The sequence below is a fragment of the Agromyces intestinalis genome (assembly GCF_008365295.1).
Classification (GTDB): domain Bacteria; phylum Actinomycetota; class Actinomycetes; order Actinomycetales; family Microbacteriaceae; genus Agromyces; species Agromyces intestinalis.
In genome coordinates this window covers 1-23456 of record NZ_CP043505.1, presented here as the reverse complement: position 1 = coordinate 23456, position 23456 = coordinate 1, and the positions used below count along the sequence as shown (strand labels likewise).

20 protein-coding genes, 1 tRNA gene and 1 pseudogene are annotated in these 23456 nt (G+C 72.0%); 10 read left to right on the top strand and 12 right to left on the bottom strand.

Annotation, left to right across the window (positions count from 1 at the left end):
* The first annotated feature begins 6 nt into the window (after positions 1 to 6).
* Complete coding sequence (locus FLP10_RS00110; RefSeq protein WP_149159018.1) at positions 7 to 750, top strand: glycerophosphodiester phosphodiesterase family protein; 744 nt, start codon at positions 7 to 9, stop codon at positions 748 to 750.
* An 83-nt stretch (positions 751 to 833) separates the two neighbouring features.
* Entirely contained in the window at positions 834 to 1196 is a 363-nt protein-coding gene (locus FLP10_RS00105; RefSeq protein ID WP_149159017.1) for an RNA polymerase-binding protein RbpA, read from the top strand.
* A 23-nt stretch (positions 1197 to 1219) separates the two neighbouring features.
* Here the strand turns inward: FLP10_RS00105 and lnt are convergent, their stop codons facing one another.
* The 9 genes from lnt to FLP10_RS00060 all read right to left on the bottom strand — a co-directional run bounded on the left by lnt (position 1220) and on the right by FLP10_RS00060 (position 11267).
* Positions 1220 to 2824, bottom strand: coding sequence for an apolipoprotein N-acyltransferase (gene lnt / locus FLP10_RS00100; protein WP_342780548.1), 1605 nt, complete (start codon positions 2822 to 2824; stop codon positions 1220 to 1222).
* 108 nt (positions 2825 to 2932) lie between these two features.
* On the bottom strand, positions 2933 to 5377 hold the full coding sequence (locus FLP10_RS00095; protein WP_149159016.1) for a DEAD/DEAH box helicase: 2445 nt from the start codon (positions 5375 to 5377) through the stop codon (positions 2933 to 2935).
* Between the two features lie 40 nt (positions 5378 to 5417).
* Complete coding sequence (gene tatC, locus FLP10_RS00090; protein ID WP_149161997.1) at positions 5418 to 6173, bottom strand: twin-arginine translocase subunit TatC; 756 nt, start codon at positions 6171 to 6173, stop codon at positions 5418 to 5420.
* A gap of 49 nt (positions 6174 to 6222) precedes the next feature.
* Positions 6223 to 6459, bottom strand: coding sequence for a twin-arginine translocase TatA/TatE family subunit (gene tatA, locus FLP10_RS00085; protein ID WP_149159015.1), 237 nt, complete (start codon positions 6457 to 6459; stop codon positions 6223 to 6225).
* Positions 6460 to 6496: 37 nt separating this feature from the next.
* Positions 6497 to 7474, bottom strand: coding sequence for a helix-turn-helix transcriptional regulator (locus FLP10_RS00080; protein WP_149159014.1), 978 nt, complete (start codon positions 7472 to 7474; stop codon positions 6497 to 6499).
* On the bottom strand, positions 7471 to 8481 hold the full coding sequence (locus FLP10_RS00075; RefSeq protein WP_246150077.1) for a helix-turn-helix transcriptional regulator: 1011 nt from the start codon (positions 8479 to 8481) through the stop codon (positions 7471 to 7473). The genes FLP10_RS00080 and FLP10_RS00075 overlap by 4 nt, the downstream gene beginning before the upstream one ends.
* 74 nt (positions 8482 to 8555) lie before the next feature.
* Positions 8556 to 9500 (bottom strand): FKBP-type peptidyl-prolyl cis-trans isomerase, encoded by a 945-nt coding sequence (locus FLP10_RS00070; RefSeq protein ID WP_149159013.1) that lies wholly within the window; start codon positions 9498 to 9500, stop codon positions 8556 to 8558.
* 46 nt (positions 9501 to 9546) lie between these two features.
* A complete protein-coding gene (locus tag FLP10_RS00065) occupies positions 9547 to 10602 on the bottom strand; it encodes a tRNA (adenine-N1)-methyltransferase (RefSeq protein ID WP_149159012.1) in 1056 nt (351 codons plus the stop codon).
* Positions 10599 to 11267 carry an HAD family hydrolase gene (locus tag FLP10_RS00060; protein ID WP_246150076.1) on the bottom strand — a complete coding sequence of 223 codons (669 nt, stop codon included), beginning with the start codon at positions 11265 to 11267 and terminating at the stop codon, positions 10599 to 10601. The genes FLP10_RS00065 and FLP10_RS00060 overlap by 4 nt, the downstream gene beginning before the upstream one ends.
* 75 nt (positions 11268 to 11342) lie before the next feature.
* Between FLP10_RS00060 and FLP10_RS00055 the strand changes: the two genes are divergently transcribed.
* Positions 11343 to 12248: a PAC2 family protein gene (locus FLP10_RS00055; protein ID WP_246150075.1), complete on the top strand. Its 906-nt coding sequence runs from the start codon at positions 11343 to 11345 to the stop codon at positions 12246 to 12248.
* A gap of 83 nt (positions 12249 to 12331) precedes the next feature.
* Here the strand turns inward: FLP10_RS00055 and FLP10_RS00050 are convergent, their stop codons facing one another.
* The gene (locus FLP10_RS00050; RefSeq protein WP_210418442.1) at positions 12332 to 13150 is read right to left on the bottom strand and encodes an undecaprenyl-diphosphate phosphatase; all 819 of its coding nucleotides are present in this window, start codon (positions 13148 to 13150) and stop codon (positions 12332 to 12334) included.
* 67 nt (positions 13151 to 13217) lie between these two features.
* A complete protein-coding gene (locus FLP10_RS00045) occupies positions 13218 to 14543 on the bottom strand; it encodes a M20/M25/M40 family metallo-hydrolase (protein WP_149159010.1) in 1326 nt (441 codons plus the stop codon).
* 88 nt (positions 14544 to 14631) lie between these two features.
* On the opposite strand from FLP10_RS00045, the gene FLP10_RS00040 reads away from it, so the two are divergent.
* The 7 genes from FLP10_RS00040 (at position 14632) to FLP10_RS00010 (ending at position 22591) form a co-directional block, all read left to right on the top strand.
* Positions 14632 to 14715 (top strand) — tRNA-Leu (locus FLP10_RS00040).
* A gap of 159 nt (positions 14716 to 14874) precedes the next feature.
* The gene (locus tag FLP10_RS00035; protein WP_149159009.1) at positions 14875 to 15210 is read left to right on the top strand and encodes an ArsR/SmtB family transcription factor; all 336 of its coding nucleotides are present in this window, start codon (positions 14875 to 14877) and stop codon (positions 15208 to 15210) included.
* Positions 15198 to 15878: a cation efflux transmembrane domain-containing protein gene (locus FLP10_RS00030; protein ID WP_149161993.1), complete on the top strand. Its 681-nt coding sequence runs from the start codon at positions 15198 to 15200 to the stop codon at positions 15876 to 15878. The genes FLP10_RS00035 and FLP10_RS00030 overlap by 13 nt, the downstream gene beginning before the upstream one ends.
* A gap of 73 nt (positions 15879 to 15951) precedes the next feature.
* A complete protein-coding gene (locus tag FLP10_RS00025; protein ID WP_149159008.1) occupies positions 15952 to 16671 on the top strand; it encodes a hypothetical protein in 720 nt (239 codons plus the stop codon).
* A complete protein-coding gene (locus FLP10_RS00020) occupies positions 16668 to 18212 on the top strand; it encodes a DNA polymerase Y family protein (protein ID WP_149159007.1) in 1545 nt (514 codons plus the stop codon). Before FLP10_RS00025 ends, FLP10_RS00020 begins: the two co-directional genes overlap by 4 nt.
* An 8-nt stretch (positions 18213 to 18220) precedes the next feature.
* Positions 18221 to 21655 carry an error-prone DNA polymerase gene (locus FLP10_RS00015; protein WP_149159006.1) on the top strand — a complete coding sequence of 1145 codons (3435 nt, stop codon included), beginning with the start codon at positions 18221 to 18223 and terminating at the stop codon, positions 21653 to 21655.
* A gap of 9 nt (positions 21656 to 21664) precedes the next feature.
* Positions 21665 to 22591, top strand: coding sequence for a DUF3097 domain-containing protein (locus FLP10_RS00010; protein WP_149159005.1), 927 nt, complete (start codon positions 21665 to 21667; stop codon positions 22589 to 22591).
* A 212-nt stretch (positions 22592 to 22803) separates the two neighbouring features.
* Here FLP10_RS00010 and FLP10_RS00005 read toward each other — a convergent pair.
* Positions 22804 to 23448: pseudogene (locus FLP10_RS00005) on the bottom strand (SDR family oxidoreductase); the annotation flags it as partial.
* Positions 23449 to 23456 lie beyond the last annotated feature (8 nt).

Sequence of the window (23456 nt, the reverse complement as noted above, 5' to 3'; positions counted from 1 at the left end):
GGCGACGTGGGCTACTTCTCCCCCGAAGGCCCGCGGGTGCTCGCGCACCGCGGGCTCGCGGTGGACGCGCCCGAGAACACGCTGACCGCGTTCGAGGCGGCGGTCCGCTCGGGCGCGGCCTACGTCGAGACCGACGTGCACCGCAGTCGCGACGGCGTCGCAGTCGTCTCGCACGATCCGACGCTCGACCGCGTGGCCGGGCACCGGGTCCGGGTCGGCGACCTCACCGCTGCCGAGCTCGCGGCCATCGATCTCGGCCGCGGCGCGGGGTTGCCGACGCTCGCCGACGCGCTCGCCGCGTTCCCCGACACCCGGTTCAACATCGACGTGAAGGAGGCGGCGGCGGTCGACGCCACGGTCGACGCGGTGCGGTCGACCGGTTCGATCGATCGGATCCTGCTCACCAGCTTCGACGATGCGCGCCGCAGACGGCTCGCCGGGATGCTGCCAGGAGTCGCCACCTCGGTGGGCAGCGCCGGCGTCGTCCGCGCCCTGCTCACGGGCCGGTTCGGTGCAACCGCGATGCGGCGGGCGGTGCGTGGCGCCGCCGCCCTGCAGGTGCCCGAGCGCGCCGGCCGGGTGCGCATCGTCTCCCCCGGCTTCGTCCGTGCCGCGCACGCCGCCGGGCTCGAAGTGCACGTGTGGACGGTGAACGAGCCCGACGACATGCGCCGGTTGCTGGCGTACGGTGTCGATGGGCTGGTCACCGATCGGTGCGATCTGGCACTCGAGATCGTGGCCCGAAACTGAGAGACTGCTGAGAGATCCTCAGCGTTCGGCAAGGTTGCGCCCAGCTTCATCGTTTATACACGTAGACGACGAGAGGAGCATCAATGGCAGACCGGAGCCTCCGCGGCATGCGGATCGGGGCCCAGAGCCTGCAGAGTGAAGACGGGGTGGTGTTCGCGGAGCGGACCAACCACACCTATCTCTGCGAGACGTGCGGCCGTGAGACGGTGATGACCTTCTCGAGCGACGCAGAAGTCCCCGAGAGCTGGGAATGCCGCACCTGCGGCGCGAGCGCGACCTTGCTGGTCGACTCCAAGCCGGTCGAGATCGACCGGTCGGGCGAGAAGACCGCCCGCACTCACTGGGACATGCTGCTCGAGCGCCGCACGATCGCCGAGCTGGAGGAACTGCTCGAAGAGCGCCTGCAGCTGCTGCGCGCACGTCGCGGCCAGAAGATGAGCGCCTGACCCATCAACGCCCGTCGCCCGGTTCAGCCTTCGGCTGGCACCGGGCGATTCGCGTCTTCTGGTGAGGATGCGACCGCGTCGGCCGCGCGTCGCCGGCGCACCAGCACGAACGCGACCGCCAGCGCCGCGAGCCCGCCCACGCTGATCGCGCCGTCGATCCACCCGCCCACCACCACCGACGGCGTGAGCCCGGTGCGCAACCCCACGGTCGTCACCATCGCCCCCGGCTGGTCGGCGGGGATCGCGTCGACCGTGCGCCCGCTCGCGTCGATCACCTGGCTGCGACCCACCGTCGACAGGTTGACCACCCAGCGGCCGGTCTCGATGGCACGGAGCCTCGCGAACGCGAGCTGCTGCTGGTTCTCGTCGGTGCCCCGGAAGTCGGCGTTGTTGGTCTGCAGCAAGTACACCTCGGCACCGTCGCGCGCCGCCTCGTGGATCACCTCGTCGTAGATCACGTCGAAGCAGATCGCCAGGCCGGCGATCGTCTCGCCAAGGTCGAACACAGGCGGGTTCGTGCCCGGCGAGTAGCCGCGTTGCACGAGCCCGATGAGGTCGGGCGCGAAGAACATGTAGAAGTCGCGGTCGGGGATGTACTCGCCGAACGGCACCGGATGCCGCTTGTCGTAGGTCTGCGTGATGCCCTCGCCGGTACGCCACAGGAACGACGTATTGAAGTACTCGTCGCCGCGCACGGTGACGGTGTTCGCGATGAGCGGGGCGTCGAGGGCGGCTGTGATGCGGTCGAGGGTGCGCGCCGCCGAGGTGCCGGGGTTCACCGAGTCGTCGACCGATCCCTCGGGCCAGAGCAGCACGTCGATATCGTCGCGCCCGAGCAGCGGTTCGGTCGCGTCGACCTGCGTCCGCAGCACGTCGCCGGTGCTGCGGACGTCGAAATACCCCGCGGGCCCGTTGCCCTGCGCGCTCGCGACCGTCAGGCTGCCCTGTGGCGCGGTTTGCCACGCGGGCACGACGCCGGCCACGACGAGCACCGCCGCGAGCGGCACGAGCCCGACGAGCGCGCGCGGGCGCGGCAGCAACGGGCCGCCGGGTTCGGCGGAAACCCGTACCCACTCGATCGCCGAGGCCGTCACCCACACGATCGCGAAGCCGAGCCCCGCGAACCCGATCCACGACACCGCCTCGGCGAACGGGCTCTGCGACTGGCTGACCGCGAGCCGCGCCCACGGGAACCCGCCGTACGGGAAGTTGCCGATCACCGTCTCCTTTGCGATCCACAGCGCCGCGACGACCGCGGGCAGCGCCGTGAGACGCGCCCACCGCCCCGGCCAGACCCGCGGAACCCAGCGGTACGCGAGCGTGATCGCAATGCCTCCGACGCCGACGAACAGCGCCTCGAACAGCGAGAGGGCGAGCCACGGCACCGGGCCGAGGTACCGCGACGTCCACTCGACGTGCACCAGGTAGAAGCTCACGCCGTAGGTGTACCCGATCAGGAACGCCCCGCCGACGCTGCGGCCGATCTGCGCGAGCAGCGCGAGGGCGACGCCGACGAACACGAGCGGCCAGATGGCCAGCTCGGGATACGCGGCGTCGGTGAGGAATCCGGCGAGGACGGCGACGAGCATCGCCGCCCACCAGGGCAGAAGGGGGCGGGGGGCGGGCACGTCGTTCAGCCTAAGCGACGGGGCCGGATGCCTCGTGCCGGCGCCGGCCGTGAGGCATCCGATCGAATCGTGATCGAGAGGGTCGCGCCCGTCGCACCGACCGTGCTGCTACCCCGCGAGCGTGTCGATCACGACCCCGCGACGCACCCCGTCGATCGCATCGCGCGCCGCCCGACCGACCTCGCCGTCGGCGACGATCGAGATCTGGTCGAGCAGGTCGATGACCTGCTTGGCGAGCCGCACGAAGTCGCCGGCGGCCAGCTCGGTGTCGGCGAGCACGTCGCCGAGGCTCGAGCCGCGCGCCCACGCGTGCATGGCGTTCGCGAGCGCCGCGGTCGGCGGCTCGCTGCCCGGCAGCCGGTGTTCGCGCTCGAGGTCGTCGAGCTCGCTCCAGACGTGCCCGGTCGCCTCGAGTGCGGCGCGGAACGGGCCGCGCGGCAGGCGGTACTCGATGCCGCGGTCGTCGCGTCGCGGCTCGTAGACGAGGGCGGCGGCCATCGCGGCCAGCCCGGCGTGGTCGAGCTCGTCCCACAGGCCACGGCGCAGGCACTCGGCGACGAGCAGATCGCGTTCGCCGTAGATGCGCTTCAGGATGCGCCCGGCCGACGTCGACACCAGCTCGCCGTGCCGATCGCGCTCGACGTAGCCGAGCTTCGAGAGCACCTCGGTCACCCGGTCGAACCGTTTGGCGACCTGCCCGGTACGGGTGCGGATCTGCCGCGACAGCTGGTCGTGCTCGCGCTGGAGCCGCCACCACCGCTCGGCCCAGCGGGCGTGCTGCTCGCGCTCGGCGCAGCCGTGGCACGGGTGCGCCCGCAACTGCTTGCGCAGCCTGACCAGCTCGCGCTGCATCCGCTCGCGCTGCGCATGCGTGGGGTTGCCCTTCGCCGCCTCCTTCTCGAGGTCGCTGATGCGGCGCCGCAGCCCCGAGTACTCGCCGAAGTCGCCGAGGTGGCAGCGCATCGCCTCGGCGTAGCCCGACAGCGACTCCTCCTGCTTGCGCAACGTGCGGGCCAGATCGACCACGGCCCGGTCGGCCTGGAACTGCGCGAACGACAGCTCGAGGATCTGCCGGGTGCGCTCGCGGCCGAACTGGTCGATGAGGTTCACCGCCATGTTGTAGGTGGGCTTGAAGCTCGAGTTCAGCGGGTAGCTGCGCCGCGAGGCCAGCGCCGCGACCGCCTCGGGGTCGAGCCCGTCGACCCACTGGATGACCGAGTGCCCCTCGATGTCGATGCCGCGCCGGCCCGCGCGCCCCGTGAGCTGGGTGTACTCCCCCGGCGTGATCGGCACCCGAGCCTCGCCGTTGAACTTCTCGAGCTTCTCGAGCACGACCGAGCGCGCCGGCATGTTGACCCCGAGTGCGAGCGTCTCGGTCGCGAACACCACCTTCAGGAGCTTGCGCTGGAACAGCTCCTCGACGACCTCTTTGAAGGCGGGCAGCATACCCGCGTGGTGGGCGGCCACGCCGCGCTGGAGCCCCTCGACCCAGTCCCAGTACCCGAGCACCGCGAGATCCTCGTCGCGGAGCATCCGCACTCGGGCCTCGACGACTTGCCGGATCTCGTCGCGCTCCGAGGCATCCGTCAGCCGGATGCCGCTGCGCAGCACCTGCCGCACCGCCTGGTCGCATCCGGCGCGCGAGAAGATGAACACGATCGCGGGCAGCAGGTGCTTGGACGCGAGCAGCGCGACGACGTCTGGCCGATCGGCGCGGCCCGTGCCCGGCGCGCCGCCGCCCCGGCCCCGGCCGCGGTACCCCCCACGGTCGGAACCGCGCCTCCCGCGCTGCGACCTGGTGCCGAGCGAGCGGCTCGCCCTCGCGAGCTGCTTCAACTCGGGATTCACGCGGTTCGCCGCGGCCTGCCCCGACGAGTCGAACAGGTCGACCATCTTGCCGCCCACCAGCACGTGCTGCTCGAGCGGCACCGGGCGCGCCTCGGAGACGATCACGTCGGTGTCGCCGCGTACCGCCTGCAACCAGTCGCCGAACTCCTCGGCGTTGGACACCGTGGCGCTCAGGGAGACCAGCCGCACCGCCTCGGGGAGGTGGATGATGACCTCCTCCCACACGGCGCCGCGGAAGCGGTCGGCCAGGTAGTGCACCTCGTCCATCACGACGTAGGCGAGCCGATCGAGCAGCGGCGAGTCGGCGTAGAGCATGTTGCGCAGCACCTCGGTGGTCATCACCACGATGCGACCGGTCGCGTTCACGTTGGTGTCACCGGTGAGCAGGCCCACGTCGTCGGGGCCCCACGCGTCGACGAACTCCTGGTACTTCTGGTTCGACAGCGCCTTGATCGGGGTCGTGTAGAACACCTTCGCGTCGGGGTCCTGCATGGCGAGGTACACCGCGAACTCGGCGATCGCGGTCTTGCCCGCACCCGTCGGGGCGGCGACCAGCACGCTGCGCCCCTCGTCGAGCGCACCGCACGCGGCCCTCTGGAACGGGTCGAGGTCGAACTTGAGCGTGGACGCGAACTCGGCCAGGCGCGGCCGGCGCCGCTGCTCGCGTGAGAGCGCGTAGCGCTCGGCCGGTGAGGGGCTCGTCACCGTTCCAGCCTACGGCGGATGCCGCGTGGACCCGCCGCGATCAGGCCAGCGCCGTGCCGAACTCGGCCTCCTGGCGCCTCGCGACGCGACGATCGTGCAGCCACGCGATGAACCAGGCCGCGAAGTACAGCACCACCATCGGGATCGCGAGCAGGAACATCGAGACCACGTCGGCGGACGGCGTCGCGATCGCCGTGAACAGCACGATCACGAGGATCGCGACCCGCCACGACTTCAGGATGCCCGCCGCGGTCAAGATGCCCGCGAAGTTCAGCAGCACGATGAACACCGGCACCACGAACGCGATGCCGATCGCCACGACGAGCTTCGTGACGAAGTCGACGTACTCGCGAGCCGTGAACAGCGCGTCGCTGCCGTCGGGCACGAAGCTCGTCATCAGGCGCACGATGTTCGGCAGCACGAACCATCCGGCCGCGCAGCCGGCGAAGAACAGCGGGATCGCAGTCAGGAAGAAGCCGAAGGTGTACTTGCGCTCGCGCGTGTTCAGCCCCGGCACGAGGAACGCGAAGATCTGGTACAGCCACACCGGGCTCGAGATCACGATGCCGATCGTGAACGCGATCTGCAGCTGCAGGTCGAACGCGCTCGAGATGGTCGGGAAGATGATCGCGGTCTTGTCGCCGCGTGCGTCGGCGACGTTCTGCACCGGGGCTTGGATGGCCGTCCAGACGTAGGCGCTGTTCAGCCACCAGCCGACGCCCGTGCCGACGATGATCGCGGCCGCGGAGATGAACAGCCGGCGGCGCAGCTCGAGCAGGTGCGCGCCGAGCGACATGCGCCGCTCGCGGTTCTTGCCGCCGCGCTGATTCACCGCGGTCACGTGGTCAGCTCTTGGTGGTGTCCGTGCTGCTGCCGGTCGCCTTCGGCTGGTCGGTCGTCGCAGCGTCGGCGGAGTCGGTGGTGCCCTCGGCCTGGTCGCTGTCGGAGCGGACCTCGTTCTTCAGGATCTTCATCGACTGGCCGAGGCTCCGGGCCAGTGCGGGCAGCTTGGGCGCGCCGAACAGCAGCAGGATGACCACGAGGATGATCAGGGCATGCCAACCGGTGAAGCCTTGAAACATGGGGTTCGTCCAATGATCGGTGGATGGTGCCCACAGTCTACCCGTCGTACGCCGCGAGCCCCGCTTCAGCCCAGGCCGCGACGGCGTCGCGCGCCTCGTCGGGGGCGACGACCGTGACGAGGCCGCCGAGCCCGGCGACCAGGCGCTTGAGTCCGTGATGGTGGGCGACGCGCAGCGTGACCCGCAGCCGGCCGTCGGACTGCACGTCGGTCGACGCGTCGGCGAGGTAGTCGGCGATGAGAGCGAGCGCGTCGGGGGCGACGTCGACGACCACGTCGAAGTCGGTGTCGGAGGCCTGGAAGAGCGTCGACGGCAGCACCGCGTCGGCGTGGTCTGCGACGGACTCGTCGACGACGACGAGGTCGGTCATGCGATCGACGCGGAAGTTCCGCACGTCGAGCCGCGTGTGACAGTAGGCCTGCAGGTACCAGTCGGCACCGTCGGAGAGCACGCGCAGCGGGTCGGTGCGACGCCGCATGTGCTCACCCTGGGCGTTGCGGTAGTCGAACTCGAGCTGGCGGCCGGTCTCGACGGCCTCGCGCACGAGCGTCAGCGAGGCATCCGACTTCGCCTCCTCGGCGCCGAGCGGAACCGGGTCCTCGGACGCACCCTCGGCGAGCTTGCGCTTCAGCGACGCGAGCTGCGCGCTGTCGCGGTTCTCGGGCAGCGTGCTGAGGTACTGCACGGCGGTGATGAGCGCCGCCGCCTCGCGCGAGCTCAGCCGCGGGGCATCGTCGATCGCCACGTGATGGACGATGATGATGAGGTCTTCCTCTTCGAAGGCGTCCCAGTCGATGTCGAACAGGTCGTTCGCCTGGTAGGTGCCGGTGTCGCCCGGCAGCCCCGACGTGGCGATGCGCTCGACCGCGGCGCGGATCTGCGCCTCGTCGACGCCGAAGTGCGCCGCAGCCTCGGCGACCTCGACGACGCGACGCTCGAGCAGGTACGGCACGAGCGCGAGCAGCAGCAGCAGCTTGTCGGGCGCCTTCTGGGGGCGGGGGCGTCGGTCGGTCATCGCGCCTCGTCTCGGTGGGCCGCCACGACGGCCGCGAGCCGGTCGCGGACGCGGGCGCGCAGCGAGTCGGGAGCGATCACCCGCACCTCGGGCCCGTACGAGGCGAGCTCGTCGGCGAACACCACCTCGTCGGTGTAGTGCAGGCGGATCACCCGGCCATCGCGTTCGACCGCGCGCCGTCCGAGGCGCACCTCGGCGTCGGAGCCGGCGATGAGCTCGAGGTCGGCGGCGTTCGCGAGCCGCAGCGCCTCGAGCTCGGCGAGCACGCGGTCCTGCACGCCCGGCTGGGGCGGGTCGAAGGTCGAGTTCGATACGGATGCCACGGGGCCGGTGATGCGGCTCAGCAGGAACGTGCGCGGGGCGTCGAGGTCGCGGTCGTGCCCGTGCAGGTGCCAGCGGCCCTCGTGCAGCACGAGCGCGTGCGGGTCGACCGTGCGCTCGCGGGGCGCCTCGGAGCCGGGGCGCAGGTAGCGGAAGCGCACCGTCTGGTGCCGGTCGAGCGCCTGGCGCAGCGGGTCGAACGCGCCATCGCGCACCCGCAGCCGAGGAGCGTACCCGATGACGGGTTCGCGCGGCTCGATGCCCAGGGCACGCAGCTTGGTGAGCGCGCGCTGCGAGTCCTCGGAGAGGGATGCCTCGCGCCACACCTCGGCGGCGAGGCCGAGCAACCCGATCTCATCGGGGGTGAACCGCACCGACTCTGGCAGCTCGTAGCGCCCTTTGCGGATGCGGTACCGCAGCAGCTGGTTGTCGCCGGCGTGGTCGGGCGACTCGAGGGTCTCGAGCGGGATGCCGAGCTCGCGCAGCTGCTCTTTGTCGCGCTCGAATTGCCGCTCGAGGTTCGCGTTGCGGCCGGGGCGTGCGTCGTACCGCTCCGCGTATCCGCGGACCGTCGAGAGGATCTCGGTCTTCAGCAGGCCGTGCTCGGTCGCGATGAGCGCGAGCACCAGGCTGAACAGCCGGTCGTCGGCCTCGATCCTCGATGCGATGCTCGACTCCCCTGGCACACGAGCGATCTTAGCGCCGCGCAGCACGTCGCCAGCCGCCGTCGCCGCGACGCGCCCGCTCAGGTCGCGGGCGCTCAGACGACGCCGAGGATGTCGACGACGAAGAACAGCGTCGAGCCGCCGGGCACCTGCCCGTTGCCCTGGTCGCCGTATCCGTCGGCCGGCGGGATGATGATGCCGACCTGCGAACCGATCTTCTGTCCGATGAGCCCCTTCGAGAAGCCCGGCACCACCTGCGACGTCTCGTCGTCGGCGACCGTGAACGCGGCGACGCCTCCGCGCTCCCACGTGGAATCGAACACCTTGCCGGTGTCCCAGAGCACGCCGGTGTACTGCACGACCACCTGATCGCCGCTCTCGACGACGTCGCCGTCGCCCTGCAGCAGCACCTCGACTTCGGTGTTGGCGGGCGGGTCGGACTTCGGCACGGTGATGCCGGGGCGCCCGTCGGGAGCGAGCACGACGGCGGGGAACCCGTCGCGCGTGAGCGTCGGCGTGCCGTCGGCGCGCACGGGGAACGCCCGCTGCACGTCGGCGACGATGACGAGGCTGTCGCCCGGCTGGATGCCGACGCTCGCGTTGCCCTCGTCGCCGAACGCGTCCTCGGGGGCCACGACGATCGCGACCCGCGACCCTTCGCGCGCGCAGCTCAGGCCCTTGGTGATGCCCTGGAGCGTCGTCTCGTTGAGGTCGAGCGGCAGCGGCTCCTCCGCGCCGAACCCGGCGACCTCGAGGGCCTCGCCGGTGCGGCCGTTGGAGATCGAGAGCCCCACCATGACGCGCTGGCCGTCCTGCAGCAGGTCGCCCTCGCCCGCGATCACCTCGGTGCACTGCGTGCGCTCGGGGGTGAGCGGTGTCGGGAAGCTCACGATGGGCTTCTCGCCGAAGTCGCCGCGAACCGAGACGGCGTCGGACGACACGCCCGGGCTCGCCTCGGGCTCGGCGGTCGGCCCGGCGCAACCGGTCAGGGCGACGGCGATGACACCGGCGGCGGCGATGAGCGCGATGGACGAGCGCACGGGACCTCGATTCGATCGACGGGGATGCGGGAGAGCAGCAGAAAGCCTACCCGGCGGTGCCGGACGTTTCGTTCGTGACGTCGGACGGCGAGGGCTCGGCGGGCAGGGAGGCCGTGTCATCCGACTCGCGAGCCAGGTTCGCCGCCGTGCCTGCCGCGCGAACCCGTTTGCGCAGGCTCTTGGCCGAGACATCCCGCTCGCCGAGGGCGCCCGGGGTCCAGACCTCGACGTCCTCATCGCTGAAGTCGGTCTTGGACGGGCGACGCTTCAGCTCGGGCAGCACCGTGCCGGGTGCGAGCCGGCGCGCGGTCAGCAGGAACCCGGTGTGCGCGATCATGCGGTGGTCGGGCCGCACTGCGAGGCCCTGCACGTGCCATCCGCGCACCATCGTCTCGTTCGCGACCGGCTCGGTGTACGCGCCGGTCGCGCGGATCGCCTCGGCGACCCGCGAGAGCTGCGTGACCGTTGCGACGTAGCAGAGCACGACGCCGCCGGGCTTCAGCGCCTCGGTCACCGAGCCGAGGACCTCCCAAGGGGCGAGCATGTCGAGGACGACGCGATCGACGGATGCCCCGGCCACCGTCTCGGGCAGCGCGTCGGCCAGGTCCCCCAGCGTGATCGACCAGTTCTCGGGGTCGTCGCCGTGATAGGTCGCGACGTTGCCGCGGGCCACCTCGGCGAACTCCTCGCGCCGCTCGAACGAGTACAGCCGCCCCTCGGGGCCGATCGCCCGCAGCAGCCACAGCGACAGCGCACCCGACCCGACGCCGGCCTCGACGACCGTCGCGCCTGGGAAGACGTCGGCCTGCGCGAGGATCTGCACCGCGTCCTTCGGGTAGACGATGGCCGCTCCGCGCGGCATCGACATCACGAAGTCACTGAGCAGCGGCCGCAGCGCGAGGTACTCGATGCCGACCGCGTTCGCCACGACGGAACCGTCGGGCAGGCCGATCAGGTCGTCGTGCGGGATCGGGCCCTTGTGCGAGTGGAAGACCTTGCCGGGCTCGAGCGTGATCGTGTGCATCCGGCCCTTCGGCCCGGTGAGCTGCACTCGGTCGCCGGCGCGGAACGGCCCGCTCTGCGCCCCGCGTGCCCCGTTCATGCGCGCGCCCCGGCGTAGGCGGCGGCGATGTCGTCGGCCGTGCGGCCGTCGAGTGTCGACCACAACAGGTGGTGCGGCACGTCGTCGAGGGCGAGGATGTTCGGCACGCCGATCGCAACGGCCCCGGCGGTCGCCGCCGAGGTGAGCCCGGCCGGCGAGTCCTCGATGGCGACGCACTCGCCGATCGGCACGCCGAGCTGCTGCGCCGCGGTGAGGTACGGCTCGGGGTGCGGCTTCGCCTCGGCGACCTCGTCGCCCGTGACAAGCAGGTCGAAGGCGTGAAAGGGGATGGCGTCGACGATGTCCTGGGCCATGGAGCGCACCGACATGGTCACGAGCGCGGTGGGCACGGATGCCTCGCGCAGCGCTTCGAGCAGTTCCTTCGCACCAGGCCGCCACGGCACGCCGTGCTCGGAGAGCTGTTCGCGCACGCGCTCGGTGAGCCGCGCCACGATGGTGTCGGCGTCGAGGTCGACGCCGTAGCGCTGGAACACTTCGGCCGACTCCCACAGCCCCGAACCGACCAGCCGCATGGCGTCGTCGTGGGTCCAGGTACCGCCGAACTCCTCGACCATCTCGGTCTCGGCGGCGATCCAGTAGGGCTCGGTATCGACGAGCGTGCCGTCCATGTCCCAGAGGACGGCGGCGGGAAGGCGAGTGGTCACAACGGGCAAGTCTACGGGCAGCGCCTATTGTGGGGTGGAGACCCCGGAGGTCGGAGTCGGAAACGGGGTGTCTGAGTGCATCAGCCGGTCGGGTTCGGAAGCGGACGCCTGCTCGTCGTCGCCTTCGAGGGTTGGAACGATGCCGGCGAAGCCGCCAGCGGCGCCGCGCGCCTGCTCGTCGAACGCCTCGGGCTCGTCGAGATCGCCGCGGTCGACCCCGAGCTCTACTACGACTACCAGTTCAACCGCCCGACGGTCGTCTCGGGCGACGACGGCGTGCGTCGCATCGAATGGCCGGGTGCAGCGTTGCTCGGTCCCGGCGGCCCGGCCGACGACGGCGATGACGCGGTCACCGGGCCGGGTGCGGCCGTGCTGCACGTGCTGCTCGGCGCCGAACCCGCCCGGAGCTGGAAGAGCTTCGCGTCCGAGCTGATCGACGCCGCCCTCGCGGCCGACGTCGACGGCATCGTGCTGCTCGGCGCTATGCTCGCCGACGCACCGCACACCCGCCCCCTCATGGTGTTCGCCTCGAGCGAGAACCCCGACGTGCGCCAATCGCTCGGCGTCGAACGCTCGAGCTACGAGGGGCCCATCGGCATTCTCACCGTGCTGGCCGACCAGGCCGAGCGGGTCGGCATCCCGACCGTGACGCTCTGGGCGTCGGTGCCCCACTACGTGCACAACGCGCCGTCGCCGAAGGCGGTGCTCGCCCTGCTGGCCAAGCTCGAGGAGCTCACCGGCCTGTCGATCCCCCGCGGCAGCCTCGAGGTCGACGCCGCGGCGTGGGAGGCCGGAGTCGACGCCCTCGCCGCCGACGACGAGGAAATGGCCGGGTACATCGAGCAGCTCGAGCGCGCCCGCGATGCCGTCGATGCGCCCGAGGCGAGCGGCGAGGCGATCGCGAAGGAGTTCGAGCGGTATCTGCGCCGCCGAGGCGACCAGCGCGGCGACGAGCCCTGGCGGCCGCCGGCAGGCGGCTGAGCCTCGGCGCGGCCACGCGGCATCCGATCATCGAACGCACGTGTTCGCGCTGATGGCGCCGGCGTACGCGATCGCGGTGGGGCTCAGGCGTCGATGACGCCGGCCGCGAGCAGCCAGAAGATGAGCCCGCCCAGCGCGATGCGGTAGATCACGAACAGCAGGTAGCTGTGCCGTGAGATGTACTGCATGAAGAACGCGATGATGAGGATCGCGACGACGAACGCGACCAGCGTGGCCGCGGCCGTCTCGATCGGGCCGTACACGCTCGGCTCGCCGATGCTCTTGAACGCCTGGAACAGCCCCGAGGCGAACACCGCCGGGATGGCGAGCAGGAACGCGTACCGCGCCGCGGCCTCGCGCGTGTACCCGAGGAACAGCCCCATCGAGATCGTGCCGCCCGACCGGGAGACGCCGGGGATGAGCGCCAGTGCCTGCGCGAGCCCGAACAGGATGCCGTGGCCGACCGTGAGCCGGTCGAGCGTGCGGGTCTTGCGCCCCGCCCAGTCGGCCAGGCCCAGGATGAGGCCGAACACGATGAGCATGGTCGCGACGATCCACAGCGACCGGAACGTGGTCTCGATCTCGTCTTGGAACAGCAGCCCGAGGATGCCGATCGGCAGCGAACCGACGATGATCAGCCAGCCCATGCGCGCGTCGGGGTCGTTGCGCGGCACCCGGCCCGTGAACGAGCCGAACCAGTGCGAGATGATGCGCACGATGTCGCGCCAGAAGAACACGACCACGGCCGTCTCGGTGCCGAGCTGGGTGATCGCGGTGAACGCGGCGCCCGGGTCCTGGGCGTTCGGGAGGAACTCGCCCAGGATGCGCAGGTGCGCGCTGGACGAGATCGGCAGGAACTCCGTCAGCCCCTGCACGAGGCCCAGGATCAGGGCTTCGAGCACGTTCGCCTCCTCCTTCCGCCTCCGCGCGGAAGGGCGGAGACCCGGGACCGCCCCGTCGAATCGGTCGTCAATAGTCGAGCAGCAAGTCCCGGAGCACCTGCCTCCCGAATGCTAGCGCGTCGAGCGGAACCCGCTCGTCGACGCCGTGGAACATCGCCGGGAAGTCGAGCGTGTCGGGCAGCCGCAGCGGCGCGAACCCGTACCCGCGGATGCCGAGCCGGCTGAGCGACTTGTTGTCGGTGCCGCCGCTCAGCATGTACGGGAAGATCGCCGCGCCGGGGTCGTGCGCCGTGATCGCGCGCGTGACGGCGTCGACGAGCGGCCCAGAGGTCGGCGCCTCGAGCCCGACGTCGCGGTGCACGATCTCGATCTCGATGTCGTCGCCCACGATCTCGCGCACGCGCGCCAGCACCTGGTCCTCCTCGCCGGGCAGGGTGCGGATGTCGACGAGCGCCTCGGCCAGGTCGGGGATCACGTTGTGCTTGTAGCCGGCGTGCAGCAGGGTCGGATTCGCCGTCGTGCGCAACGTCGCGGTGATGAAGCCCGAGGCCGACCCGGTGGCGAGCGCGAGCTCGTCGGGCGAGACCTGCTCGGGGTCGACGCCCAGCGCCGTCGCGATCTCGCCGAGCAGTTCGCGGGTGGTGTCGGTGAGCCGCACGGGCCACTCGGTGCGCCCGAGTGCGGCGATCGCCTCGGCGAGCCGTGTGACCGCGTTGTCGCGGATGAGCCGGGAGCCGTGCGCGGCGGTGCCCCGCGCACGCAGCCGCACCCAGACCAGCGCCTTCTCGCCCGTCTGCAGCAGGTAGGCACGGGTGCCGCCCACGGTGATGGAGTACCCGCCGACCTCGCTGATCGCCTCGCTCGCGCCGGCGAACAGCTCGGGGTGCTCGTCGACCATCCAACTCGCGCCGTACCCGCCGCCGGCCTCCTCGTCGGCGAAGAACGCGACCACGGTCTCGCGTTCGGGCAGGTCGCCCGACCTGAGGATGTCGCCGATCGAGGTGAGGATCATGGCATCCATGTCCTTCATGTCGACAGCGCCGCGGCCCCACAGGCAGTCGTCTCGGATCTCGCCCGCGAACGGGTCGACGCTCCAGGCGCGGGAGTCGGCGGGCACGACGTCGAGGTGGCCGTGCAGCACGAGGCCGGGCTTCGCCGGGTTGCGGCCCGGAACCCGGGCGACGACGCTCGCGCGGCCGGGAGCGGACTCGAATATCCGGGGTTCGAGGCCGAGGGCCGCGAGCTCGGCCTCGACGTACTCGGCGGCCTCGCGCTCGCCGTTGGAGCGGCCTTCCCCGTGGTTCGTCGTGTCGATGCGGATGAGGTCGCGGGCGATGCGGGCGGTCTCCTCGAGTTCGGTCGGGGCGTCTGGATTCGCGGAGGATTCGGCCATGCGCTCCACCGTAGCGAAGTGGTCAGAGGCGCCTCGCAAACCGTGCTAATGTCTTCTACGGCCGCTGAGGGATCAGCGGCGGACACACGCGCGGGTGGCGGAAATGGCAGACGCGCTAGCTTGAGGTGCTAGTGCCCGAAAGGGCGTGGGGGTTCAAGTCCCCCCTCGCGCACGATGTGTCGGAAGGCCCGGATCGGTTTCGATCCGGGCCTTTCGTGTGTTCGGGTGCGCTGCGTGTGCGATGGCGAAGCGCTCTGCCCGTTCGACCGGTCGGCGAGGCATCCGTTGATTCAGCGATACATGAGTTCATGATTTCCTGTACTCTCGACGCATGACGTTCGCGACGGCCACCCTGACCCACCGAGCGGCGCTGAGCCGGTTCGGCCATGCGCTCGGCGATCCCACACGGACGGGCATCCTGCTCGCGCTCCGCGAGGCGCCCGGCTTCCCATCCGATCTGGCCGACGCGCTCGGCGTCTCGCGGCAGGTCATGTCGAACCAGCTGGCGTGCCTGCGCGGCTGCGGGCTCGTCGAGGCGGTCCCCGAGGGGCGGCGCACGTGGTACCGGCTCGCCGATCCGCACCTCGCACCGGCCCTCGACGAACTGCTGCGCGTCGTGCTGCACGTCGAGCCCGACTGCTGCGACGGCGAGGGCTGCACGTGCTGAGTCCCCCGGCCGCGCTCTCGGCCGACCGACGCGACCGGTTGCACCGGCGCATCCGGCTGATCGTCGCCGCCACGATCTCGTACAACGTCATCGAGGCCGCCGTCGCGATCGCCGCGGGAACCGCCGCCTCCTCGGTCGCGCTGATCGGATTCGGGCTCGACTCCGTCGTCGAGGTGCTCTCGGCGGCCGCCGTGGCCTGGCAGTTCACCCGTCGCGACCCCGAGCGCTGGGAGCGACCGACGCTGCGGGTCATCGCGATCGCGTTCTTCGCGCTCGCCGCCTACGTGACGGTGTCTTCGGCGGTCGCGCTCGCCGGCGGAGCCGAGGTGCGGCACAGCACGATCGGCATCGTGCTCACGGTGGTGAGCGTCATCCTGATGCCGTTCCTCTCGCTCGCCGAGCGCCGGGCCGGGCGCGAGCTCGGCTCGGCGACGGCCGTCGCCGACTCCACGCAGACCCTCATCTGCGCGTGGCTCTCGGCCGCCGTGCTCGCCGGACTCGTGCTCAATTCGACGCTGGGCTGGTGGTGGGCCGACGCCGTCGCCGGCCTCGTCATCGCCGCCTTCGCGACGCACGAGGGCGTCGAGGCGTGGAAGGGCGACGCCTGCGCGACCTCGGTCGGCATGATCCTCGAGGCCCAGGAGGGCGACGAGCCCGACGACTCCTGAGCGATCGCCGCGCCGTGCGGACGCGTGGCCTGCGCGACTTGCCCCATTCGAATGAATGTTCGAAACTGGGCGGGTGAGCGCATCTCCCCTGCCCCAGGCATCCCGACTCGACCGGGTGGGCGAGCTGCAGTCGCGCATCCGCGGCATGGAGGCCACCCGGCTCGACTCTCGGGCGGTGCCCACGCACCCCGCATTCGCCGACGTGCTGCCCGGGGGCACCCTGCGCGAGGGCACCGTGGTGCAGGTCGCCGGCTCCACGAGCCTCGTCATGGCGCTGCTCGCCGGTGCGTCGCAGAGCGGCCGGTGGGCGGCCGTGGTCGGGCTGCCCGACTTCGGCGTCGAGGCGGCGGCGCGGTTCGGCATCGCACTCGACCGGCTCGTGCTGGTTCCCGATCCAGGCGGGCAGTGGCTGACGGTCGCCGCCACCCTCGCCGAGGTGATCCCCGTCGTCGCGGTGCGGCCGTCGGGGCGCGTCTCCCCGGCCGAGGCGTCCCGGCTGGCCGCTCGCATCCGCCAGCGCGGATCGGTGCTCGTCGCGGCCGGCGACTGGCCGGGCGCCGACACCGTGCTCGAGGTCGCGGCGAGCGAGTGGGCCGGGCTCGAACCCGGGCACGGCGCCCTGCGCGAGCGTGAGGTCGAGGTGCGGGTCGGCGGGCGCGGCGAACTCGCACGCGGCCGGCGCGCCCGGTTGCGCCTGCCCGAGCGGGGGCTGGCTGCAGCGCGGGCTTCGGCTGCCGAGGGGGCGGATGCCCCGCTCGCCCCCGTGCTGCCGCTCGAACGGCGGGCCGGATGAGCGACCTCGCCCGCACGATCGTGCTCTGGTGCCCCGACTGGCCGGTCCTGGCCGCCGCCCGCGAGGCCGCGATCGACCCGTCGTCGCCCATCGCGCTCACCGCGGGGGGACTCGTGCACTCGTCGTCGGCCTCGGCACGCCGCGAGGGCGTCATCCGCGGCCTGCGACTGCGCGAGGCGCAGCTGCGGTGCCCGTCGGTCGTGGTGCTGGCCTACGACGCGGCGCTCGACGCGCGGGCGTTCGAACCGGTCGTCCGCGCGGTCGAACAGGCGGTGCCGGGCGTGCAGGTGGTGCGGCCCGGCACGCTGGCGATGCGGGCACGCGGCCCGGTGCGCTACTACGGCGGTGAGGATGCCGCGGCGCAGGCGCTGCTCGCGACCGTGGCCTCGGCCGGGGTGCCCGATGCCAGGGTAGGAGTCTCCGACGGGCCGTTCGCCGCCGAGCAAGCCGCCCGGGCCACCCGCGACGAGCAGCCCGTCGGGGTCGTCGACGCCGGGGCATCCGCCGGGTTCCTCGCCCCGCTGCCGGTGCGCCTGGTGGTCGAGCCGCGGGTCGCGACGCTGCTGCAGCGCCTCGGGGTGCGTACGCTGGGCGAGTTCGCCGCGCTGCCGGCCGACGATGTGCGCCGTCGGTTCGGCGCCGCGGGCGCGTTCGCGCATAGGCTCGCTGCGGGGCGCGAGGGCACTCGGGTCGCGCCGCGCACTCCCCCGCCCGAGTTCGCCGTCGAGCAGGAGTTCGAGCCGCCGATCGACCGGGTCGACCAGCTCGCGTTCGCGTTCCGGGTGCGGGCCGAGGAGTTCATCGACCGCATGCGCGCGAGCCGGCTCGTGTGCACCGCGATCCGGGTCGAGATCGACGACGACCGCGGCGGGCACTCGGGTCGTGGCTGGCTGCACCCGCGCTGGTTCACCGCGGCCGACGTGGTCGACCGCATCCGGTGGCAGCTGCAGGGGTCGGGCAGCGCCGATCGCGGCCTCGCGGCGCCGATCGTGCGTGTGCGGGTGGTGCCCGAGCGGGTCGACTCGACCGGCAACCACGAAGACGGGCTGTGGGGCGGCGGACCCGACGAGCGCGTGCACCACGGTCTCACCCGGGTGCAGAGCATGCTCGGGCACGACGCGGTCGTCACGGCCGCGGTCGGCGGTGGTCGCATGCTCACCGACCGGCAGGTGCTCGTGCCGTGGGGCGACCGGCCGCCCGAGCGCCGCGACGACGCCCCCTGGCCGGGCAGCCTGCCCGCGCTCGCACCCGCGAGCGTGTTCCGCGAGCGCCCCCGGGCGGTGCTCCTCGACGCGGGTGGCGCGACCGTGACGGTCGACGACCGCGGCGCGGTGTCGGCCGCCCCGGTCTCGTTCGCGGTCGGCGGCGGCGAGCCCGCCGCGGTGCGCGCCTGGGCGGGCCCGTGGCCGGTGGTCGAACGCTGGTGGGATCCGGTGCACGCCCGCCGCGTGCACCGCTTCCAGGTGGTCGACGACGACGGCTGCGCCTGGCTGCTGGTGCGCGACGCCGACGGCTGGCAGGCCGAGGCGAGATACGACTAGGGGCGGCGATGGGCTGGAACAACCCCGAGATCCCCTGGTCCGAGCTCGAGCGCACGCTCTCCGACCGGCGCCGGCCCGACCAGAGCCGGTCGAAGCTCATCGCCGACGGCGGCGACAGTCCGGCATGGAGTCGCAAGCGACATCCGTACAAACCCTCGACTCCCCTGCCGCCGCCGACCGAGCCGCTCGTGCCCTATGCCGAGCTGCACGCGCACTCGGCCTACAGCTTCCTCGACGGCGCCTCGATGCCCGAGCAGCTCGTCGAAGAGGCCGTGCGGCTCGGCCTCACCGGACTCTCGCTCACCGACCACGACGGGTTCTACGGCATCGTGCGGTTCGCCGAGGCCGCCGAAAGCTTCCCCGACCTCACGACCGTGTTCGGGGCCGAGCTCTCGCTCGGGCTCTCGGCGCCCCAGCTCGGCGCGGCCGACCCCCAGGGCGACCACCTGCTCGTGCTCGCCCGGCGCGAAGCGGGCTACCACCGGCTCGCGGGCGCGATCACGGCGGCGCAGCTCGCCGGCGGTGAGAAGGGCCGACCGGTCTACGACCTCGACGACCTGGCCGCGCGGGCCGGCGACGACTGGGTCGTGCTCACCGGGTGCCGCAAGGGTGCGGTTCGCAGGGCGCTGGCCGCCGACGGGCCGGATGCCGCGTGGCGCGAGCTCGACCGGCTGGTCGCGCTGTTCGGCGCCGAGCACGTGGTGGTCGAGCTCACCGACCACGGGCACCCCGACGATCAGGTGCGCAACGACGTGCTCGCCGGCCTCGCCGCGCGCGCCCGGCTGCCGATCGTCGCGACGAACGCGGTGCACTACGCGACGCCGCCCGAGCATCGACTCGCGTCCGCGCTCGCCGCGGTGCGGGCCCGGCGCAGCCTCGACGAGCTCGACGGCTGGCTGCCGGGCAGCGACGGACAGCACCTGCGGTCGGGCGCCGAGATGCAGGCGCGGTTCGCCAGGTATCCGGGCGCGGTGGCCCGCTCGGTATCGCTGGCCGACGAGCTCGGGTTCACGCTGCGCAGCGCCCGGCCGCGCCTGCCGAAGCAGCAGGTGCCGGCGGGGCACACGCCGATGAGCTGGCTGCGCGAGCTGGTTTGGCGGGGCGCTGCCGAGCTGTACCCCGGTGTGCCCGACCACGTGCGCGATCGACTCGAGCAAGAGCTCGCGGTGATCGAGCAGAAGGACTTCCCCGGCTACTTCCTGATCGTGCACGACCTGGTGCGCGAGGCGCGCGACCGGGGCATCCTGTGCCAGGGCCGCGGATCTGCGGCGAACTCGGCGGTCTGCTACGCGCTGCGCATCACCGCGGTCGACTCGATCGGCTTCAACCTGCCGTTCGAGCGGTTCCTGTCGGCGCTGCGCGACGAAGAGCCCGACATCGACGTCGACTTCGACTCCGACCGGCGCGAAGAGATCATCCAGTACGTCTACGGCAAGTACGGGCGCGAGAACGCCGCCCAGGTCGCCAATGTCATCAGCTACCGCCCGAAGAACGCGGTGCGCGACATGGCGAAGGCGCTCGGGTACTCACCCGGCCAGCAAGACGCCTGGTCGCGCCAGGTCGAGCGCTGGGGCGCCGTCGTCGAGACCGACGACCACGACATCCCGCAGCCGGTCGTCGAGCTCGCCGAGCAGGTGCTCGGGTTCCCGCGGCACCTCGGCATCCACTCGGGCGGCATGGTGCTCACCGACCGCCCGGTCGGCGAGGTGGTGCCGATCGAGCACGCCCGCATGGAGCACCGCACGGTGCTGCAATGGGACAAGGACGACTGCGCGTGGATGGGGCTCGTGAAGTTCGACCTGCTGGGGCTCGGCATGCTCGCGGCGCTGCAGTACACCTTCGACCTGATCCGCGAGACCACCGGCGAGACCTGGGAGCTGGCGAGCCTGCCGAAAGAAGAGGCCGCCGTCTACGACATGCTGTGCCGAGCCGACTCGATCGGGGTGTTCCAGGTCGAGTCGCGGGCGCAGATGGGCACCCTCCCACGCCTGAAGCCGCGCGAGTACTACGACCTGGTCGTCGAGATCGCGCTCATCCGGCCCGGTCCGGTGCAAGGCGGTGCGGTGCATCCGTACATTCGCCGTCGCACCGGCGAAGAGGAGGTGACCTACCTGCATCCGAAGCTCGAGCCGGTACTGGAGCGCACGAAGGGGGTGCCGCTCTTCCAGGAGCAGCTCATGCAGATGGCGGTCGCGGTCGGCGACTGCACGCCCGCCGACGCCGACCTGCTGCGCCGCGCGATGGGCTCCAAGCGCGGGGTCGAGAAGATCTCACGGCTGAAAGAGAAGCTCTACGCGGGTATGGCGCGCAACGGCCTCTCACCCGAGGACGCCGACCTCGTCTACGGCAAGATCGAGGCGTTCGCCAACTTCGGCTTCGCCGAGAGCCATGCGCTGAGCTTCGCACTGCTCGTCTACGCGAGCTCGTGGCTGAAACTGCACTACCCGGCAGCGTTCCTGGCCGCGCTGCTGCGCGCCCAGCCGATGGGCTTCTACTCGCCGCAGACACTCACCGCCGACGCCCGGCGACACGGGGTGCGGGTGCTGCGGCCCGACATCCAGCGGTCGGGGGTGCACGCGGGGCTCGAACCGCTCGACGCGGACGAGCGATCGGATGCCTCGCCTCGCCGCGCTCCGACCGGCATGCCGACGTGCGCGGCCGCCGAGCAGCCGCCCGTCCCGAAGGAGTTCGACCGCGAGGCACCCGACCGGTCGGCCGAGCATCGGCGCGACGGCGCGTTCGCGGTGCGGCTCGGGCTGGCAGACGTCTCGTCGATCGGCGAGAAGACCGCCGAGCGCATCGTCGCCGAACGCGGGCGCGGCGGCCCGTTCCGCGACCTGGCGGAGGTGTCGAGACGGTGCGGGCTCGAGGCATCCGAACTCGAAGCGCTCGCCGCTGCCGGGGCGTTCGCGTCCTTCGGGCTCGACCGCCGCCGGGCGCTCTGGCTCGCGGGCGAGGCCGCACAGGATCGCGAGGAGTTCCTGGCGGGCTCGGTCGTGATCGTACAGCCGCCGTTGCTGCCGCTGCTCACCGAGGCCGAGCAGGTCGTGTACGACCTGTGGGCCACCGGGATCTCGCCCGACGACCACCCGATCCGGCACATCCGCGAGCAGCTCGACGCCCGCGGCGTGCTGCGGGTCGACCGGCTGCGCGACGCCGAGTCGGGCCGGCGCATCGAGGTCGGCGGCGTGGTCACCCATCGGCAGCGGCCCGCGACCGCGTCGGGCATCACGTTCCTGAATCTCGAAGACGAGTCGGGCACCGTGAACATCATCGCCGGGGTCGGCGTGTGGAACCGGTACCGCCGCATCGCCCGCGAGGCGCCCGCGATGATCGTGCGCGGCATGCTCGAGCGCAGCCGCGATGGCATCGTGAACGTCGTCGCCGACCGGTTCGAGTCGCTCGCCGTGTCGGCCAGGCACCGCTCGCGCGACTTCCGTTAGCCTCGATCGGTGCCCGCTCCCGACTCCCCCTTCGACGGCCCAGACCGCTACGGCTCCGACGTGCTCGCCGGCGACTGGCGTGCCCGCGGGCGCCGTGTCATCCCCGAGGTGGCCGCCGACCGCGATCTCGTCGTCGAGCTCACCGCCGACGGGTTCTGCGGTGCCGTGGTCGCCGTCGAGAAGCAGACCGTCACCCTCGAGGACCGATTCGGCAGGCGCCGACTCTTCCCGCTCGGGCCGGGGTTCCTCGTCGACGGCGAACCGGTGAAACTCGTGCCGCCGACGCGAGCCGCACCCGGCGCACGCGGTGCCGGCTCGAGCGGCGCGCCCGGTGTGCCTGGAGGCGCGACCGGCGGCGCATCCGCACGCCCGCGCACCGCGTCGGGCTCGTTCGCCGTCGACCACGGCCGTGCGAAGGTCGCGCTGCCGAGCCGCATCTTCGTCGAGGGCCGGCACGACGCCGAACTCGTCGAGCGGGTGTGGGGCGCCGACCTGCGCGTCGAGGGCGTCGTCGTCGAGTATCTCGAGGGCGTCGACCTGCTTCCCGACCTGCTCGACGAGTTCCGCCCCGGCCCGGGGCGCCGGGCAGGCGTGCTCGTCGACCACCTCGTGCCCGGGTCGAAAGAGCAGCGCATCTCCGACGCGGTCGCTCGCGGGCCGCACGGGGCGAACGTGCTCGTGGTGGGGCATCCGTTCATCGACATCTGGCAGGGAGTGAAACCCGCACGGCTCGGCATCGAGGCCTGGCCGGTCATCCCCCGCGGCACCGAGTGGAAGCACGGCATCTGCGCCGCCTTCGGCTGGCCGCACGCAGACCAGGCCGACATCGCCCGGGCGTGGCAGCGCATCCTCGGCCGGGTGCGCGATTACACCGACCTCGAGCCGGCACTCCTCGGCCGCGTCGAGGAGCTCATCGACTTCGTGACCGCACCCTGACCCCTCTCCACGGCGGCCCACCCACTCCCACTCACCCACCCCACTCAGCGGATCAGGAATTCCGACCGAGACGGCGGCGTGTCGCGGCATCCACACCGGCGTGTCACCGAAACGTTCCTGATCCGCTGAAAGGGGGCCGTGCCGCGGAAGCTGAAAGGGGGCCGTGCCGCGGAACCGAACCGCACCCGATCGCGTACCTCCCGCGGGCGTGCTCAGACCGAGAACCCGCCGTCGCTGTGGATGAGCTGCCCCGAGATCCAGCCGCCCTCGTCGGCGAGCAGGAACCGCACGAGCCGCGCCGCGTCGTCGGGCGTGCCGAGCCGGCCCGTGGGCTGGTGGGCGGCCAGCGCCGCCCGGGTCTCGTCGTCCATCCAGCCGGTGTCGACGGGGCCGGGGTTCACGAGGTTCGCGGTGATGCCGAGCGGCGCGAGCTCGCGGGCCGCGGCGATCACGATGCGGTCGAGTGCGCCCTTGCTGGCGCCATAGGGCAGGTTGCCGACGACGTGGTCGCTCGTGAGGGCGACGATCCGCCCGCCGTCGGCCGGCACCTGACGGGCGAACGCGCGAATCAGCAGCCACGCGGCCCTCGTGTTGACCGCGAAGTGCCGGTCGAAACTGTCGAGCGTGGTGTCGAGGATGCCCGAGTCGACGCTTTCGGCGTGCGAGAGCACCAGCGCGCCGACCGGTCCGAGCACGTCGCCGACCTCGGCCAGCAGCCGATCGGGTACGGCGGGGTCGGCGAGATCGACCTCGAAGGCAGCTGCCCGCCGACCGAGCCCCTGCACTGCCGCGACCAGCCGATCGGGGTCGTTCACGGGGTCGGCGCCGAGCGGAACCCGCTGCTCGTACGCCCGCCACGAGGTGA